General features: G+C 44.0%; 15 protein-coding genes. 8 read left to right on the forward strand and 7 right to left on the reverse strand.

The features are described 5' to 3' along the window. Nucleotides 1-52: 52 nt before the first annotated feature. Nucleotides 53-556 (forward strand): acyl-CoA thioesterase, encoded by a 504-nt coding sequence (locus OCV36_RS22970; protein WP_017074677.1) that lies wholly within the window; start codon nucleotides 53-55, stop codon nucleotides 554-556. Between the two features lie 294 nt (nucleotides 557-850). After that, nucleotides 851-1,096, forward strand: a complete 246-nt coding sequence (locus OCV36_RS22975; protein WP_029225012.1) for a hypothetical protein — start codon at nucleotides 851-853, stop codon at nucleotides 1,094-1,096. Between the two features lie 8 nt (nucleotides 1,097-1,104). Here the strand turns inward: OCV36_RS22975 and OCV36_RS22980 are convergent, their stop codons facing one another. The 5 genes from OCV36_RS22980 to malE form a co-directional block, all read right to left on the reverse strand. Further along, the gene (locus tag OCV36_RS22980; protein WP_135454427.1) at nucleotides 1,105-2,757 is read right to left on the reverse strand and encodes an ABC transporter substrate-binding protein; all 1,653 of its coding nucleotides are present in this window, start codon (nucleotides 2,755-2,757) and stop codon (nucleotides 1,105-1,107) included. Between the two features lie 78 nt (nucleotides 2,758-2,835). Then, nucleotides 2,836-3,447: an outer membrane beta-barrel protein gene (locus tag OCV36_RS22985; protein ID WP_135454425.1), complete on the reverse strand. Its 612-nt coding sequence runs from the start codon at nucleotides 3,445-3,447 to the stop codon at nucleotides 2,836-2,838. Nucleotides 3,448-4,010: 563 nt separating this feature from the next. Next, entirely contained in the window at nucleotides 4,011-4,901 is an 891-nt protein-coding gene (gene malG, locus OCV36_RS22990; protein WP_017081399.1) for a maltose ABC transporter permease MalG, read from the reverse strand. A gap of 11 nt (nucleotides 4,902-4,912) precedes the next feature. Next, nucleotides 4,913-6,484, reverse strand: coding sequence for a maltose ABC transporter permease MalF (gene malF, locus OCV36_RS22995; RefSeq protein ID WP_017074675.1), 1,572 nt, complete (start codon nucleotides 6,482-6,484; stop codon nucleotides 4,913-4,915). Between the two features lie 81 nt (nucleotides 6,485-6,565). After that, complete coding sequence (gene malE, locus OCV36_RS23000; protein ID WP_017074674.1) at nucleotides 6,566-7,750, reverse strand: maltose/maltodextrin ABC transporter substrate-binding protein MalE; 1,185 nt, start codon at nucleotides 7,748-7,750, stop codon at nucleotides 6,566-6,568. A 664-nt stretch (nucleotides 7,751-8,414) separates the two neighbouring features. Between malE and malK the strand changes: the two genes are divergently transcribed. After that, the gene (gene malK, locus OCV36_RS23005; protein ID WP_135454423.1) at nucleotides 8,415-9,527 is read left to right on the forward strand and encodes a maltose/maltodextrin ABC transporter ATP-binding protein MalK; all 1,113 of its coding nucleotides are present in this window, start codon (nucleotides 8,415-8,417) and stop codon (nucleotides 9,525-9,527) included. A 269-nt stretch (nucleotides 9,528-9,796) separates the two neighbouring features. On the opposite strand, the gene OCV36_RS23010 is transcribed toward malK, so the two are convergent. After that, the gene (locus OCV36_RS23010) at nucleotides 9,797-9,997 is read right to left on the reverse strand and encodes a restriction endonuclease subunit S domain-containing protein (protein WP_017065689.1); all 201 of its coding nucleotides are present in this window, start codon (nucleotides 9,995-9,997) and stop codon (nucleotides 9,797-9,799) included. Between the two features lie 332 nt (nucleotides 9,998-10,329). Further along, complete coding sequence (locus tag OCV36_RS23015) at nucleotides 10,330-12,246, reverse strand: methyl-accepting chemotaxis protein (RefSeq protein WP_135454421.1); 1,917 nt, start codon at nucleotides 12,244-12,246, stop codon at nucleotides 10,330-10,332. A gap of 462 nt (nucleotides 12,247-12,708) precedes the next feature. On the opposite strand from OCV36_RS23015, the gene OCV36_RS23020 reads away from it, so the two are divergent. From OCV36_RS23020 to OCV36_RS23040, 5 genes are read left to right on the forward strand one after another with little or no spacing between them, the layout of a single operon-like run. Beyond that, nucleotides 12,709-13,665: an AAA family ATPase gene (locus OCV36_RS23020; protein ID WP_135454419.1), complete on the forward strand. Its 957-nt coding sequence runs from the start codon at nucleotides 12,709-12,711 to the stop codon at nucleotides 13,663-13,665. 11 nt (nucleotides 13,666-13,676) lie between these two features. Next, entirely contained in the window at nucleotides 13,677-14,603 is a 927-nt protein-coding gene (locus OCV36_RS23025) for a DUF58 domain-containing protein (RefSeq protein WP_114634743.1), read from the forward strand. Continuing rightward, entirely contained in the window at nucleotides 14,600-15,085 is a 486-nt protein-coding gene (locus OCV36_RS23030) for a DUF4381 domain-containing protein (RefSeq protein ID WP_135454417.1), read from the forward strand. Before OCV36_RS23025 ends, OCV36_RS23030 begins: the two co-directional genes overlap by 4 nt. After that, the gene (locus OCV36_RS23035) at nucleotides 15,078-16,070 is read left to right on the forward strand and encodes a vWA domain-containing protein (RefSeq protein WP_135454416.1); all 993 of its coding nucleotides are present in this window, start codon (nucleotides 15,078-15,080) and stop codon (nucleotides 16,068-16,070) included. The genes OCV36_RS23030 and OCV36_RS23035 overlap by 8 nt, the downstream gene beginning before the upstream one ends. Beyond that, entirely contained in the window at nucleotides 16,063-17,910 is a 1,848-nt protein-coding gene (locus OCV36_RS23040; RefSeq protein ID WP_135454414.1) for a VWA domain-containing protein, read from the forward strand. Before OCV36_RS23035 ends, OCV36_RS23040 begins: the two co-directional genes overlap by 8 nt. Nucleotides 17,911-17,912 lie beyond the last annotated feature (2 nt).

The raw sequence follows: 17,912 nt of genomic DNA on the forward strand, positions 1-17,912 counted from the left end.
ATTAGCAAGTAACAAGCATGTTATGCAGCACGATAATAATGAAGGAAGATAGATGAGCAGTAACAATAGCCGACTAGATGGTAAACGAGACGTCACTCTACGTTTTTTAGCTGAACCCGGAGATGTGAACTTTGGTGGTAAAGTTCATGGTGGGGCAGTAATGAAGTGGGTCGATTTAGCAGCCTATGCTTGTTCTGCCGGTTGGAGTGGCAAGTACTGTATAACAGCTTACGCCGGTGGTATTCGATTTGTAGCACCAATCCATGTTGGCAACCTTGTTGAAGTAAGCGCGAAGGTCATCTATACCGGTTCATCTTCTATGCACATCGCTATCGACGTTCAAGCTAGCGACCCTAAAGAACTCAACAACCGCCTAACGACTCACTGTATCGTTATTATGGTTGCTGTGGATGAAAATGGTAACCCGACTAAGGTGCCAGAATGGGTGCCAGAAACGTCAGAAGACATCGAGTTAAGAGATTCGGCTATTCGCCTAATGAACATGCGAAAGCAGATAGGCGAAGAGATGGAAGCGCACGTAAAGTACCTTAAATAAGGTCAATCATTAGCCCCACAAAACCTAGTTACGATGCCAAGCACATGCTTGGCATCTGTTTATCTAATCCCGCCTCTCCTAAACACACTCTCACAAGCAAAGTAGTGTCTACCCAATACTGCTTATCTCTATACTACTTGCCTGAATACGGCTTATATAGCGTGATACTCAGCCAAGGCTTTAAATGAACCAGCTATTGTTAGCGATTTGCTCGAACTGTAATAAAGTCGTCATTTTGCTCTGTTTAAATACCGCCAATCATAATGGATGTATTAAAATTTTCCGGAGCTACTCTTGAGCGTCACACGCCCCACTCTTAGCGAATCTACACTGAACAATTTGAAGGCTGTTGAGTATCAATGGGTTAGAACTTTGTACGTCGAAGGCTACGACAGCAATGAGATTAACCACTATATTCAAACTTGTTTTGGTGGTGACAGCACGTTTGCCGATCTCTTTCGACGCGTTGCACTCGACCAAGAAAGTATCTATGTACTGTTGCAACATCTTGGCTGTGCTCCTTCTAGTAGAGAGTTTTAATTACAAAGTCACAGGTCGATCCACAGTCGATAAAAATCACTGTAGCCAGTGTGTCTGACTTGAACCCCTCTGACTTGTTGAGTTTTGGACATCTCCTCATAACCAGAAAATAACGGCAAATAGGTATACCTTAAACGTAAACCTCTTTCTATCGCCATCAACTCACTAGATGGTGAATCGCCACTTATCGCTCGCTTGATCTTAGCTTGATGCTCATCCATTTCAAACCGGTCAAGACTAAATCGTAATCCAGTTGACACGCTTAACCATTCATAAGTTCCGTAATCAACGGGAGTCTCAATCACATCTTCAATAAGAAGAATATCCGCTAGCTCGGACACTAAGTGGGGATTGCTAATGTTATTGACGATGACAACTTCCAACTCGAGTCCTGTTGAACGGATGACATCATGTAACCATTTAGAATTACGAATTAAGTATGGAATAGTCCACTTGGGCTCAGCCAAGACAATCTTCCCTCTCAAGCTTGGGGCGTTTGCTATCATTGGCCTAGCTTTACAGGGATCAAAAGCCAAGCTTTCGACCGCATTAATGGGATCATGTAGCTGTTTTTGCTGATGGATATAATCAGCTAATTCACACCACGTCTCTCGAGATATTTTCGAACCAAATCTTTCTCGATAAGTTAAATAAAAGAGGGCGCTGATACTTTGAATTTCAACTTGGTCCGAAGGACAGTTAAAGCTGATCATATTCTGCATATCTGCATTGGCATGAGACAAAGTGATTCGCTCTAACAAAGCTCGAGTAGAAAAATAGTCTTTATGTGCTCGCAATTGAATACTGTCTTGACACCAGTGTTCAATCTTGAACGGTCCAGTTCCAATATGATAACTGTATTTGTCACCGACACTTTGTATATCTCGGCAAACAATAGATGCGTTAGACATAGCGAGCATATAAGGAAAAAACTTATTGGCATACTTGAGAGTAATAACTAAACAATTGGACGCGATTGCGTCTACGCGTTCAGCGCATTGCCATAACTGTTTTATAGGGCCATTGCCCTCAATTAAACGTCTGATGCTCCAAACCACATCTTGAACTTGCAGAAGCTCACCGTCATGTCGGTAAACACCAGGACGTAACCATAGAGTTATCGTTTTGTCTTCCATCATCCAATCGTGAGCCAAGGAAGGCATTAAATCACCATCTGGACTCTGAACCAGCAATACATCATATACACTTTTTGCTATATGCAGCTCTGCATGCCGAAACGTCTTGAGTGGATCAATAGTGTGTACCCATGGATAGGACGCTATCAATACAGCATTACTTGATTCATTGGTTTGGTTGAGGTGCTCTGTCGCTAAAGTAAGTGCTCGGACGGCTGTCGAACCGTATATGTCGACAAGACGGGATACTAGTTTAAAACTGCCTTTATTTAGTTCACTAGTCAACAATTCGGTAATTGCTTGTTGCAACGATTTTTTAATCGTAAGTTTACTAGAATTACTCCTACCGATTGCGGGGATCCATTCTATCCACTCCTGTCCGGACAGCTTTTTCATAACAATTGATACGTTACGTTTAGAAGTGCATAGTGCGACCTCTAATTCGCCTAAGCCTATTGAGTGGGATAAATGAATCTCAAAATGCTTAAGCAACTGATCTAAGTGTCTAAGGTTTACATCATTCACAACAATTCCACTTCAATTTCCGTCAGCTAAAACATAGCAAAGGGAGCTACATATTCCTAGCTCCCTAGAATCTCAATATTAGAAGTGGTAATTCATTCCAAGAGAGAAAACACTAATCTCAGCATCAACAGAGGCTGTCGCTCCAAGCGCTTTTGCCACGTCTAGTTCAGGTTTCATATAGTCCCATGTTGCCTCAATTCGAAGATTATCTGTCAACAAAAAGTCAGCCCCCAAACCATACATGCCCGTCACTGTTGTATCAGAGAATGTTGAATAACCCGTAGCACCAACGAAAGAGTTACTTACTTTAAATTCAGCATTAAAATATGCGACCCCTGCTTTCGCAAAAAGATTAAAACGGTCATTAATTGGTAAAATAACTTTAGGTTGGATCGCTGCAAATTTCATGTCGCCGACAGTAACAGATTTACCGTCTAAAGCATCATAGCCTCCAATTGAACCTTCCAAAGCAATGTAGCGGTTGAACTGATAACCGCCGTAGATTTTGCCAGCCAAACTAGAATCATCATCTAACTTTAATGACGTCTTGTTAGAACCGTATGCGGAATCAACAGAAAAGCTCGCACTATCAAAATTTGCTTGACCAACAGATGCTCCAATATATGGATTTGCGTTTGCTGCAGAACATAGCATCAGGAGAGTTGTTGTGATTGTTGTTTTTCTTAACATTGTATTTAACTGCCTATCTAAGAATAATATTTATTGTTTTTGCACATCCTTTAGCAACCAATGCAATCCCTTTCACTGGGTTTCGAAACAGAATAATATTAATTAATAGGAAACCATTAAAACACGTAATTGTTCGCCATTATTTTTCTACATATCAATACAATTAGACACAACTCTTCACATTTAAGTTGTTAACCATAAGTTATCTTGGGCTTTGGGCAAGTGTGTGTAGATCACGTATCAAAATGTAATTTAAGTATAATTATTAAATATTTACGCTATGCGTCGCATGCTAATTTGACTGAAGTGTTGTTTGGAAGTGAGATTACTATAATCAAGAAAAGAAATTAAAAACTAGGCATAAAAAAACCCAAGTAAATACTTGGGTTAGAGTTACAAAAACCACTAATCATTAATAGCGTAAGGAACCTGATTAGCGGCCAGCTATGCGTAACCTGAGGGTTATTTTTATTACTGATCGGCGGCCAAACCAAATGATGTAATAAAAATGCCAATATAGAGCGACCTAAAGGTCGCTCTTTTTCTTTCTTATAGAGTACAGCTTATCCTTTTACACCACCTGCAGTCAAACCGCCAACTAACCAACGTTGTGCAAGTAAGAATACGATAGTAATCGGAAGTGCTGATAGTACAGCCGCTGCCGCAAAGTCACCCCATAGGTAGTTCTGAGGATATAGATATTGCTGCATACCTACCGCTAACGTGTAAGAGTTCACATCAGTTAACAGGATAGATGCTACTGGCACTTCACCAACGGTTGCGATGAACGAAAGAATAAACACAACCGCTAGGATTGGCACAGACAATGGTAATAGAACCAGTCTGAATGCTTGCCAAGGCGTTGCACCATCCAGTGCTGCAGCCTCTTCCAACGAGTTATCAATCGTCTCAAAGTAACCTTTAATCGTCCAAACGTGCAGTGCTATACCGCCTAAGTACGAGAAGATTAGACCACCGTGCGTGTTCAAGCCTAAGAACGGGATGTATTGACCAAGCTTGTCGAACAGCGCGTAAATAGCGACTAGAGCCAGTACTGCTGGGAACATTTGGAAAATCATCATCGCTTTCAGGATAGTTTCTTTACCTTTGAAGCGCATACGAGCAAATGCGTAAGCCGATGTTGTAGACAATGCCACAATAAGAAGCGACGTCACACCCGCGACTTTAATTGAGTTCCATAACCACGTTAGTACTGGGAATGGAGGTGGTGTCACCGAACCGTCAGCATTCGTTACCGACATACCAAGAGCCAGTTTCCAGTGCTCCAATGATGGGTTATCGGGAATCAAACTACCTGTTGCGAAGTTACCTTCTCGGAATGAGATAGCGATGATCATCAGTAGTGGGAAGATAATCATTGCCAAGAAGCACCACAACACTGCATGCGTTGCCCACACTCGGTATTTAAGGCCTTTACCTTGTACCATAGCCATTGTCGTGCTCCTTAATCTTGAGACAGTTTAGTGAAACGAAGGTTTAGTAACGCAAGTCCACCAACCAATAGAAAAATAAGCGTTGCGATGGCACTAGCTAGACCAAAGTCTTGACCGCCGCCGCCTTCGAATGCGATTCGGTAGGTGTAGCTTACAAGCAAGTCTGTGTAACCCGCTGGCTCTGAGGTGCCAATCATGTTCGGACCACCGTTCGTCAATAGTTGAATCATTACAAAGTTATTGAAGTTAAAGGCAAACGCTGCAATCAATAGCGGTGTAAGCGGCTTAATCATCAGTGGGAATGTAATACGCTTGAAGTTATCAAGGAAGTTCGCACCATCAATCGCTGACGCTTCGTACAAATCATCAGGAATCGCTTTTAGTAGACCCATACATAGAATCATCATGTAAGGGAAACCTAGCCACGTGTTAACCATCAACACCATGGTTTTCGCAAGAATTGGGTCAGAGAACCAGTTCGGACTTAAGCCGAAGATATTCTCAAGCACCATGTTGATCTCACCAAAGCTCTGGTTGAATAGACCTTTAAAGATAAGAATCGATATGAATGCTGGTACTGCGTAAGGCAGAATCAGTAGAACACGATAGATTGAACGACCTTTTAGCTCTTCCCATTGCACGATATTTGCAAGTACAAGCCCGATAACAAGTGTGAACGCTACAGTACATACCGAGAAGATCACCGTCCAAATAAAGATGCTGATGAATGGTTCTTTAATACCATCATCTTTCCAAACACGTTCAAAATTATGTGTACCAATATTAACCACAAAGCCCGGGGAGATTGTGTTACCAGTAAACTCACCATTGGCATCAACAGGTTGATAGAAACCCTCTTCCATGTTTGGCTTGAGAACTTCACCCGTTTCATTGTTGATTAACGTTTGTTCATCGTCTTGTAGCGTGTAAAGCGGAGCAACAGAAGCAAACTTACGTAAGCCACTCATGCGGATGTCGTCACCGTTAGGCAGATGGAAATCAACCGCATTAATCGCAGCACGGTTTTGGATGATCGCTTTGATCTTCTCTTTCTCACCTTGTGCAGACTCAATTGCAGATAGGTCCATCTCTGTTGCACTCATATCTTCAAAAGAAAATACGTCTGTTGCTAACAGCTGGTCGCCATCTTTAACAACGATCTGGTGACCGTCATCAGTCTTGTACAAAGTAAATGGGTAGCTCTCACCGCTTTGGAATGAGCGATCTAAAAGAACGGTTTGAGTACGCTCTAGAGACAGTTGGTTTTTTGCGCTGTAGTTAGTGAACGCAAGCCCGACGGTATAAGCCAATGGGAAAAGAATGAACAAGATCATTCCGGCAATACCCGGATAAATATAACGGTGGGCGTAAGTTTTCTTACTGCCAAAAATGTAAAGTGCCAAAGCCGTTAAAATCACAGTAAGCAACGCAAAAGCGAGCTCACCGCGTGAATACATTAGAATTGTAGCGTAGCCGTTAATTAAGCCAACACTACCAAGCAACCCCCATTTGATGAAGACACTTTTACTGCCTAAAAGGCTTGATGGTGCTGGGATAGCATCTGTACCTTGAACTGACTGCATAGAGGAACCTGCTAGCGATATAGATAAAAAATAGAAAAGTAAGGAGAGGTTACCCTCTCCTTAAAAGGTAGTGCTTGGTTGTTACTTAGTCATACGACCTTCAGCAGCTTTTAGTGCTTGATCTACTGTTTGACGACCGTCAACTACGTTACCGATCGCTTCTTCCATGCTGTACCAGAACGTTGTGAACTGAGGGATGTTAGGCATGATTTCGCCATTCATCGCGTTGTCCATTGTTGCTGCAATACGAGTGTCGCTGTCTAGTTGACGTTGGAAAGAGTTAAGAGCAACAGCGCCTAGTGGCTTGTCGTCATTCAGGCTCTTCATACCTTCATCAGTTAGTAGGTAGTTTTCCATGAACTCAACAGCTAGGTCGCGGTTTGGAGAAGCAGAGCTGATACCACCAGCCCATACACCAACGAAAGGCTTAGACGCTTTACCGTTGAACTTAGGTAAAGTTGCTACGCCGTAATCGATGCCAGCTTTCTTGATGTTTTCCCAACCCCAAGGGCCGTTGATTGTCATTGCAACGTTACCCGCAACAAATTCAGACTCAGCAACTGAGTAATCCATGTCTGCAGAGATAACTTTATCTTGTACCATCTTCTCGATGAAACCTAGAGACTTCTGAACACCGTCAGTCGCTACGCCCGCATCTTTAATGTCGTAACCTTCTGCAGTCTGTTTGAATGCGTAACCGCCGTCAGCTGCAAGTAGAGGCCATGTGAAGTAAGCGCCGCCACGTAGAGGCCACATGATCGCTTTTTTGCCATCTTTTTTAAGTTCAGCATCAAGTGCTGGGATTTCTTCCCAAGACTTAGGAGGGTTAGGAACAAGCGCTTTGTTATAAATTAGAGAAACTGACTCAACCGCTACTGGGTAAGCGATTGTTTTACCTTCGTATGAAACAGCGTCCCATGCGAAGTCTACGATACCTTCTTTAATTTCTTTAGAAGGTTTGATATCAACAAGAAGTCCCGCTTCTGCATAGCCGCCAAAACGGTCGTGTGCGTAGAAGATCATATCTGGGCCATCGCCAGCCGCTGCAACTTGAGAGAACTTCTCTTCTAGTTTGTCAGGGAAAGCCACTGTTACTTTAACACCAGTGTCTTCTTCGAAGCGTTTACCTACTTCAGCCATGCCTTCATAAGCTTTGTCACCACCTACCCAGATAGTTAGTTGTCCTTCTTCGATAGCAGCATTTGCACCAAAAGAACCCAGAGCAACTAATGTTCCTAGAGCTACAGCGCTTAGAGCGTTTTTCATGTGAATATCCTTTTTATATTTATACGTAGGGCACATCTACCAAGACGAGCCAGTTTTCAGGGCTTATGATCTGAGAAAATAGCCCCTAACTCATCATCCTAGCCACTACGCCCTAGCTATTATGGCTTAAAATCGTGATCGCCATCCGGTCAGATTAGAGATTAAAGTCACAAAACACATACTCACCGTGATCAACATCACCGTTATGTGGTGGATTTATTTGAACTGGATCGCCAATTATTAATAACCCCATTTATATACTCCTCCCCTACTACTCCCCCTCGTTAATTTTTCGTTGGGAGGATGTACCGTTACGCTAATTCACCGAAACTGCATTCATCCAAGAGTGGATAGTAAGAACCCTTTACCAGTAAGTGTTATGTTTAACAGCATTGTTCATTTAGTTGGCTTCACTGCCCGCTGTTGTCTTTAAAAAGCACGAGTTAAATCTGTGATTGAATCACGGGGGAGGTTTAACTCGATGTGGGGGAAATAGACACCAGTTTGGCTATGACGGGTGGGCTTGGTTAAAGAATCCAAGTCTCACCCACTTTTTTTCTTACTCACTCAATATTTACCAATTCCTACAGTTACTGCTGACCCAAAAATTTCTTATAATGATAAGCAGTAATACTTAAAATTTGATCGATCGAGGACAAGCTAGATGGCGAGTGTCACGTTAAAAAACGTTTATAAATCATATGGTGATGTAGAGATTTCTAAGGATGTAACCTTAGACATCAACGAAGGTGAATTCGTAGTATTCGTTGGACCATCAGGTTGTGGTAAATCGACGCTATTACGTTGTATCGCAGGTCTAGAAGACATTACGTCTGGTGATTTGTACATCGGTGACCAACGCATGAATGACGTTGAGCCATCAAAGCGTGGCGTAGGTATGGTATTCCAATCTTACGCGCTTTACCCTCACCTTAACCTTTACGACAACATGTCTTTTGGCCTTAAGTTAGCAAAAGCAGATAAAGCTGAGGTTGATAAACGCGTTGAGCATGCCGCTGAAATCCTTCAGCTTGGTCACTTACTAGAGCGCCAACCTAAAGCACTTTCTGGTGGTCAACGTCAGCGTGTTGCTATCGGTCGTACTTTGGTTTCTCAACCAAACGTATTCCTGCTTGATGAACCTCTATCTAACCTAGATGCTGCACTGCGTGTTCAAATGCGTTCACAGATTACTAAACTACAGCGCCAACTAGGTTGTACCATGATCTACGTTACCCACGACCAAGTGGAAGCGATGACAATGGCGGATAAAATCGTAGTTCTTGATGGTGGTCATGTATCTCAAGTCGGTAAACCACTTGACCTTTATCACTATCCGAAAAACCGTTTCGTTGCTGGATTTATTGGTTCACCTAAGATGAACTTCATGTCAGTACACATTGAACAAGCGGAAGCAGAACGCGTACAAGTTAAACTTTCAAATGGCATGACTTTCTGGATTCCAGTAGACGGTACGACTGTCAATGCTGGTGACCGCATGTCTCTAGGTGTTCGTCCTGAACACCTATTGTCTGCTGAAACAGGTGATGCAACGATTGAAGCTGAAGTTATGATGGTAGAGAAGCTAGGTAACGAAACACAAGTTTACCTAAACCTCGAAAGTGCAGACGCTGACGTTATCTATCGCCAGCCAGACACGTTGACGATTGAGTCTGGTGACAAGCTGTCGATTGGTATTCCAGCACACCGTTGTCACTTGTTCCATAGCGACGGTAGAGCATGTCGTCGTATGCACAAAGAGTACGGTACAGACTAATCGGTTCGCCTTTTTAAGATATAACTTGCCCATATCCAATCCCTCTTACGTTGTAAGGGGGATTTTTTCAATTTGGTCATTTATTCTTGGATTAATCTCACTTGCGTTCGGTTTGCTCTAGATACCTTTGCTAAAGGCAATAAAAAAGGCCTAGCATCGGCTAGACCTTCATCTGTTTATTCAGAGTGTAAACCCTACCAATCTCTTTAAACACTATTGAGCGTCTAGAGCTTATTGGCGTAACTCGAACTTATTGGCTCTACAGAAACCTAGTGAATTGGTGTATCACTTGTTTTGTTGAACTGACCAAAATGCTTTTCCAACACTTCAGGTGTTAGCTTGCCTTCCGCTTCTAGTCGCTTAAATTCAGCAACAATTGCTTTTTGCTCTTCAAGTGATGGCAGTTTTACTTCAGGCTCATCGCCCATCTCTTGAGTCATCTGCTCTAGTTCTTTTTCAAAATCGCTCATGATACTTACCTAAATATTAAACCTAACGAGATTTTACTCATTTACGCCCTATGATGCTAGAGCGATTAAATGCAAAGCCCGAAACCAGATCAATTGAACGTTAACTTAATGCGTGCTGTAAGCTTAAATGCGTGCTGTAAACATAAATGCTCATGGCAAATGGTAAATGGCAAACTGAGGCTCAGTTCAGCTCGAGTACTTAGGTCAACTAAAGTACTCAAGCCTACTTCAGCGACCCATTTCAATCGAAGTAACGGTTCCTAAATCAAAAGAGCCAGATTCACGATCAAATGAATCTAGCTCTTTTATTATGGTTAGTGGCCTAATCGCAATTAAAGCTTAAACGAGCCAACCATCTTATCTAGACGTGAAGAAAGGTCTCGAAGCTCTTGGCTTGCTTCAGCAAGTTGCTCAGCAGTGCCTGTTGTCACTTCGTTGATCGCGTTGATTTCTTCGATGTTCTGGTTGATGGTGTGAACTACCGTTGATTGCTCTTCGGTTGCCGTTGCAACTTGAGTGTTACGGTCAGTAATATCAACGATACGGTCTGAAATGCCACCCAAAACGTCTACCGCTTCGTCCGATGCCGACACACCTTCAAGCGTAATCACCTTACCTGCACTCATCGCAGATACTGCATCTTTTGCATCGCTTTGCAGTTGGTTGATCATCTTCTGAATCTCCTCCGTTGAATCTGCAGTGCGGCTTGCAAGGTTACGAACCTCATCCGCAACGACCGCAAAGCCACGACCTTGCTCACCCGCACGTGCCGCTTCAATCGCAGCGTTCAGTGCCAACAAGTTAGTTTGGTCTGAAATATCACGAATTACACCCAAAATTGAGCCGATATCTTGCGTTGTAGAAGCAAGCTGCTCAACCACTTGACCCGTGTTTTCAATATCTTGAGCTAAACGGCTAATCGCGTCTTTCGCTTTATTTACCACAGAACGGCCTACTTCAGTATTACCTGAAGCCTGCGTTGCCGTTTCCGCAGCCGTAGCCGCATTTGATGCAATCTCGCTGATGGTCATGCCCATTTGGTTAATGGCAGCCACCACTTGAAGCGTTTGATCACGTTGTTCTTGGCTGTTGTCGTGAGTGATATGCGCTTTATTTGACACACTCTCCGCCGCAACTTGAAGCGCTTGGCTGGTAGAACACACTTCTTTCATCGACTCGTGAATCTTCTCAATGAATCCATTAAAGCCCTTAGAAAGCTGTGCGATTTCATCGTTGCCTTTTACTTCAATACGCTGCGCCAGATCGCCATCGCCTTCGCCAAGGTCACCAAATCGCTTAGCCAGAAGTTTAATAGGCTGAGTAATGCTGTTTGCTAGCACTACACCCATTAGGATAAAGACTAAAGCCACGATAGCCGTCATGATCAGCATCTTCTGCGCAGTCGCATCGAGCTCAGCAAACACTTCATCGGTTGGTACCACACCAATAACGAACCAGTCCATTGACGACACATACAAGCTCGCCACGAATAGCTCTTGTCCTTGGCTTTCAGTGGTAATCAGATTGAAGCCCGACTTGTTCAATAGTTGGCTTGATTGAGGGCCGTAAAGTTGTTGAAGTGAAGAATCACTACGAGAGCGCTCACGGTGAATTTGTACATCACCTTGGCTATCGGTTAAGAAGACAAAGCCGGTATTCTCAATCTTGAAGCCATTAAGCAGGCTCACCATGTCATCCATCGATTTAGATAAACCTGACATCGCTAAACCAGAAGGCTGCTGGTAGTTAGCGAACATTTTCACCTCACCGTTGGCTTCTTGGAACATGCTCACCATGGTTGGCTGGCCAGATTGAGTAAAGCCAAAGAACCAACCATCTTGTTGTTGGTTTAGCTGACGCAAGAAGCCATTTTGGTTCCAGTAATAAGCCGTTTGACGGTTTGCTACCGAAGCATCATTCAGTTGGTATTGGTTGCGAACATTGTTCAGTTGTTTAACCAACTTATTCTCTAATGCTGCATCACGATCTGTCGATTCGATAGCGTCAGAAATAAATTCATTCGAAGCAATTTGCTCCGCAGCTAACAATAACTGAGAGACTTCACGATCAATTTCACCATTGATTCGCTCTAGCATTCCGGGAAGCTCAATATCGATCAATCGATGACTTAATACATCTCTCGCTTGTTGTTGCGCCATTGCACCAACAATAACCGTGGATGCAAGAACCGCAAAAGTAATACCAAGTACAACTTTTTGCTTAATACTCAGAGAGTTAGTTTTGAACATATTTGGACCTTTAAAAAGAATCGCTCATTATTAGTAGACCTTAAACAGGACTTTGTTAGTGCGTCCCAACAAAGCGATGCACAACCTGAGTGATATATCGGCCAAAACCAATAAAACTAGAGACTTTTCTCTCAAAAAAACTGCAAATGCGATGTAACAACTCAATCATTTTCTTTTTGGATAAAAATTAACTAGCTAAATGCGATCCCATTTTTATTATTCACCCTTATTATTTAACCCTTTAAGCTTCATCTGAGTCAGGCAACATCACACCGTTGAGCTTTGTTGTAAAAAAAGCAATTGATATGGTAAAAATCATGACTTAGTCGCGTTTTTCACTAACCACTTGTAAATCATTCCATTTTTGGAAAAATAAATTACGCCGATTTACTGGAACTTTTTACTAGTAATCAGTGACCAATACTCAAAATAAGAATCAAATGGTACCCAGAGAGTCCAAAAATGCATAAAAATAACTTCGAAATCCTTCAAAACTATCTAGAGTCTCAAATCATTGGTCAGCAAGAGCTCGTTAAGCAACTGATGATCGCCTTACTGGCAGATGGTCATATTCTTGTTGAAGGGCCTCCAGGGTTAGCAAAAACCCGCGCGGTAAAGTCGCTCGCTGACTGTGTCGAAGGTGATTTTCACCGTATTCAATTCACGCCAGATCTATTGCCTGCCGACCTAACTGGTACCGATATTTTCCGTCCAGAAACGGGAGAGTTCACCTTCCAATCTGGGCCGATTTTTAACTCGCTTATTCTAGCGGATGAGATCAACCGTGCTCCGGCGAAAGTACAAGCCGCTATGTTAGAAGCGATGGCGGAAAAACAGGTAACTGCAGGTCGAAAAACCTATGCTCTACCGGACCTGTTTTTAGTAATGGCAACGCAGAACCCGATTGAGCAAGAAGGGACTTACCCGCTACCGGAAGCTCAGTTAGATCGTTTCTTGCTGCATTTAGAGGTGGCTTATCCAGACATGGAAAGTGAACTTGAGATCTTGCGTCTAAACAGAGGCGAAGCTCAAGGCAACCAACCTGTTCAACCAGAGCCTATTTCTCAACAAACGATCTTTGAAGCTCGCCAAGAAGTACTCAACATTCATATGGCAGACACCATTGAGCAGTACATTATTCGACTGGTTATGGCGACTCGCCAACCTAAGCAATACAGCGACCAGCTTGCTCAATGGTTAGACATGGGTGTCAGCCCACGTGCAACTATTGCGTTAGACCGTTGTGCCCGAGCGCACGCATGGCTAGCAGGCCGCGATTACGTAACACCGCAAGACGTTCAAGCTATGGCATTCCCTGTATTACGCCACCGTCTACTTCGCAGTTACCACGCACAAGCTGAAGGGGTTACGGCCAATCAAGTAATTACACACCTTATCTCGTTGGTTGGCAGCGCATAGGTGATACGCGGATGAATAATCAACTACCCAACCATAGTGACGGTGTCACGTTGAATCTGGACGAACTGCTGCAATACAAAGCGCAGTCTGTTCGATGGTTGCCTCCAGCCAAGAGTCTTTGGTCGCAGCTTAACGGTCAACACGAGAGCAACCGTAAAGGTCGCGGGATGAACTTCTCTGAGGTTCGTCAATATCAGGCGGGCGATGACATCCGCAGCATTGATTGGCGCGTAACGGCTCGAACAGGGAAGGCACACACCAAACTGTTTTCTGAAGAAAGAGAACAGCCTGTGATTTTGTTCTTAGATCTGTCGAGCAGTATGATTTTCGGCTCAACCTTGTTGCTTAAATCGGTTCAACTCGCGCACTTTGCCAGCCAGCTTTGTTGGTTAACCGTCGCTCAAAAAGACCGTATTGGTGCAGTGATAGATACTGGCCAAGAGATCATTGAGATTAAACCGAGTGCTAGCAACCATGCTCCACTGCGTATTTTACAAAAAGTCATAGAAATCAATAACGCAGCGCTGACCAACCAAGACAATCACAGCGACACAACCTTAGATCATGGGCTGAAGTCTCTACAACAGCTCTGTCCAAAAGGCAGTGATATTATTATCCTTAGTGACTTCGTCCGTTACCGAGAAAGTGACTACTCACTTATCAGCCAAATTCGCAGGCACAATAGAGTGCGTCTAGTTCATTTTTACGACCCTTTGGAGCAAGGTGAAACTACCTACAAAGGATCTAAACAGGTGACCGATGGCGACAAAACTCAGTGGTTCAACTTCTCTTCCAATAAAGAAAAGGAAAAGCTTAACCAAGCGTTTTCATTAAAGAAGCAGCAGTTGCAGAAACTTAGTTTATCTCTCGCGATACCATATAGCTCTCTGTCTAGTGCGCAGTCACTAATGAGCCAGATATCAGGGTCTCAGTCATGAATCAGTCCTTAGATTTAAGCCCAGTCATTGCGCCAGATGCACCGACTTGGTGGCCTTTAGCGTGGGGCTGGTGGGCGGTAATTATCGCGGGCATCGTTCTGATCGCCTTCGTGTTTTTCATTGTAAAACGCAGACAAAAGAACCAACGCGCGAAGAACGAAGCACTTGCTTGCTTTCGTAATAGTCAGCCTTCAAATACCTTGTCTCCGAGTGCAGCTCAAGACGTCGTTCGTCAGGCAGCACTAAGCTATTTCCCACGCGAAAAAGTGGCAGGCTTATCTGGTGATGATTGGTTGGCGTTCTTAGATGCGCAATTGGCGAAACCGTTGTTCGCCGCAAAACAATCGCAATGGCAACAAGCACTCTACCAAGATGCCCCCTTAATGAACGACGAACAGAAAAAGGCTCAACAGCAATTGGTTAATGACTGCGAAAACTGGCTTCGTAAAGCCCTTCCTCCAAAGCGAGGTCGTTATGACTGATCTTTTAAACAAGAGCTTACTAAATATTGAATTCGTTTGGTGGTGGATGTTTTTCCTCGCGCCACTGCCGTTTCTCGTTTACCTATTCTCACCAAAATCAGAATCAAGCAGCGCTCTAAGGCTTCCATTTTTGCCCGAGGACAGCAATACCAAAACGCCGAGCAATCGCTTACCTAAAGCCTTATCGGTCATCACCTGGCTTTTATTGGTAACGGCCATGGCACGCCCCGTTTGGTACGGTGAACCGGTTGAGTTTCAGCCGAAACACCGTGATTTGATGTTGGTTGTCGACCTTTCCTACTCAATGAGCCAAGAAGACATGCAATTCAATGGCGAATACATCGATCGCTTATCAGCAGTGAAACATGTATTGAGTGACTTTATTGAGCGACGCAAAGGTGACCGAGTTGGATTGGTACTATTTGCTGATCACGCCTACTTGCAGACCCCGCTTACGCTAGACAGAGATACGCTTTCACAACAACTCAATCAGGCTGTGCTAAAGCTGATTGGTACTCAAACTGCGATCGGTGATGGAATTGGCCTCGCTACCAAAACCTTTGTCGATAGCGATGCGCCTCAGCGGGTAATGATTCTACTCAGTGACGGCAGTAATACGGCCGGGGTATTAGACCCACTAGAAGCCGCGGATATTGCAAAGAAATACGACGCGACGATTTACACCGTAGGTGTCGGTGCGGGTGAAATGATGGTCAAAGAGTTCTTCATGACTCGTAAGGTCAATACCGCTCAAGACCTAGATGAACGTACGTTAATTGAAATCGCCAAACGCACTGGCGGTCAATACTTCCGAGCGCGAGACAGCAAAGAACTGGCAACGATTTACGACACCATCAATCAGTTAGAGCCCGTGACGAACGCCACTAAGATATGGCGACCGCAACAAGAGTGGTTCGTATGGCCACTGTCTGCGGCAATGTTCTTCGCATTTATGCTGTTAGCCATTAGGAGAAACAATGTCTAACTTTACTTTTATCTACCCTTATTGGTTCTTGGCGCTTGCCGCGCTGCCCGCTATTTGGTGGCTTAGCAAAAGACAATCCAAGCAAGGGTTATTAGCGTCACACATCGCCCACTATTTGGCTCCTGAATCGAGCAAGCCATCGAAAAACCGCAGTACTTATTTCGGTATTTGGTGGCTGGTCGGCGTTATTGCGTTAGCTGGACCAAGCTTTGAAAAAAACGAACAACCAAGCTTTGAAAAAACGCAGGCGCGAGTTGTGATAATGGATATGTCGATGTCTCTGTACGCCACAGACATTAAACCGAACCGTTTAACACAGGCACGATATAAAGCTTTGGACCTGCTTTCATTATGGAATGAAGGCCTAACAGGAATGGTGGCCTACGCTGGGGATGCTTACACCATTAGTCCGCTAACGTCAGACATCAACACCATCAAGAACTTAGTTCCTAACCTATCTCCGGATATCATGCCATTCCAAGGCGGTGATGCTACGTCAGCAGTCACACTCGCCATTGAGATGATGACTCGTGCTCATATCTACCACGGCGACTTGGTGTTGATTGCGGATGATATCGACGACCAAGAGAAGCAAGAGATCGATTCCCTACTCTCGGGGAGCAATTGGACACTGTCGATTCTAGCGGTAGGGACGAAAAGTGGTGCGCCGATATCTCTACCAAGCGGCTCGATGCTGAAAACCGACTCAGGACAAACCGTGGTCGCAAGAACCAACTTAAATAACATGCGCGAGCTTACACGCAGCTATGGTGGCACTTTTACTGAGGTTCAATTTGATAACTCAGATGTTGAGCACATTGCGAATTATCTCGACCGAATTGCTACGACATCAGAAGTCACCAAGACCAATAACTCACTCAATACCAGAGTGAACAACGGTTTCTGGCTATTGCCGTTTCTGTTACTTCCTGCACTTGGGCTATTTCGAAAAGGGGTCATTTGGTGTGGCCTAGCTGTGCTTGTCTCGTTCAGCCAACCGAATACTGCGTTTGCGAACCCTTGGAAAACCGATGACCAAGTGGGTTATCAGTTGTATCAAGATGAGGATTTTCAACAAGCCGCAGAACACTTCGAACAGCAAGAATGGAAAGGCATTGCGCAATACAAAGCCGGTGATTTCGAAGCGGCCGAACAGACGCTACAAGGTCTTTCTGGCGAAGATGCTCACTACAACCTAGCCAATGCGCAAGCAAAGCAAGGCAAGTACGACCAAGCGATTGAAGAGTATCAACGTATTCTCGAAAGCAACCCTGAACATGCTTACGCGAAGAAGAACCTAGAAATCGTCGAACAGGCCCAGAAGCAACAGCAACAGCAAGACGATTCTGAATCCAAAGACCAGAAAGACCAAAACCAGCAAGGTCAGCAAGGTCAGCAAGGTCAGAAAAATGATTCTTCGCAAAGCTCGCAGGATCAACAACAAAGCTCTGCTGATAATGGGAAGTCGCAAAGTCAAAGCGGCAGCCAAGATCAAAGTGAAAGCCAAGCTGATAACCGCTCTGATTCCAAGACGGATGAAGAAAACGACAAGCAAGCTGTGCAACAAAACAAACCGGATCAAGCAGATAAACAGCCACAGGACAAAGGTGACTCAGCATCTCAGACTACACAAGCACAAAAAGCTGCAAAGGATGACAATGATAGCAATGCTCAACAAGCCGCAACACAAGTGTCAGGTCAGCCTATATCGAGCGATCCTGATATGCGAAAACTTGAGCAAGTAGAAAGCGCTCGAGATCCGAGCCAACTGCTTAAAGCGCAAATGATTCTACAAGCACGACAAAAAAGTGCTCCTAACAACCAAAACAAAAAGTGGTAACC

Source organism: Vibrio echinoideorum (genome assembly GCF_024347455.1).
Lineage (GTDB): Bacteria > Pseudomonadota > Gammaproteobacteria > Enterobacterales > Vibrionaceae > Vibrio > Vibrio echinoideorum.

Bases quoted from the DNA above. Each gene is read 5' to 3' on its own strand.
- OCV36_RS22970 (WP_017074677.1), top strand. From the start codon at position 53: ATGAGCAGTAACAATAGCCGACTAGATGGTAAACGAGACGTCACTCTA.
- OCV36_RS22985 (WP_135454425.1), bottom strand. From the start codon at position 3,447: ATGTTAAGAAAAACAACAATCACAACAACTCTCCTGATGCTATGTTCT.
- malG (WP_017081399.1), bottom strand. From the start codon at position 4,901: ATGGCTATGGTACAAGGTAAAGGCCTTAAATACCGAGTGTGGGCAACG.
- malF (WP_017074675.1), bottom strand. From the start codon at position 6,484: ATGCAGTCAGTTCAAGGTACAGATGCTATCCCAGCACCATCAAGCCTT.
- malE (WP_017074674.1), bottom strand. From the start codon at position 7,750: ATGAAAAACGCTCTAAGCGCTGTAGCTCTAGGAACATTAGTTGCTCTG.
- malK (WP_135454423.1), top strand. From the start codon at position 8,415: ATGGCGAGTGTCACGTTAAAAAACGTTTATAAATCATATGGTGATGTA.
- OCV36_RS23010 (WP_017065689.1), bottom strand. From the start codon at position 9,997: ATGAGCGATTTTGAAAAAGAACTAGAGCAGATGACTCAAGAGATGGGC.
- OCV36_RS23015 (WP_135454421.1), bottom strand. From the start codon at position 12,246: ATGTTCAAAACTAACTCTCTGAGTATTAAGCAAAAAGTTGTACTTGGT.
- OCV36_RS23020 (WP_135454419.1), top strand. From the start codon at position 12,709: ATGCATAAAAATAACTTCGAAATCCTTCAAAACTATCTAGAGTCTCAA.
- OCV36_RS23025 (WP_114634743.1), top strand. From the start codon at position 13,677: ATGAATAATCAACTACCCAACCATAGTGACGGTGTCACGTTGAATCTG.
- OCV36_RS23030 (WP_135454417.1), top strand. From the start codon at position 14,600: ATGAATCAGTCCTTAGATTTAAGCCCAGTCATTGCGCCAGATGCACCG.
- OCV36_RS23035 (WP_135454416.1), top strand. From the start codon at position 15,078: ATGACTGATCTTTTAAACAAGAGCTTACTAAATATTGAATTCGTTTGG.
- OCV36_RS23040 (WP_135454414.1), top strand. From the start codon at position 16,063: ATGTCTAACTTTACTTTTATCTACCCTTATTGGTTCTTGGCGCTTGCC.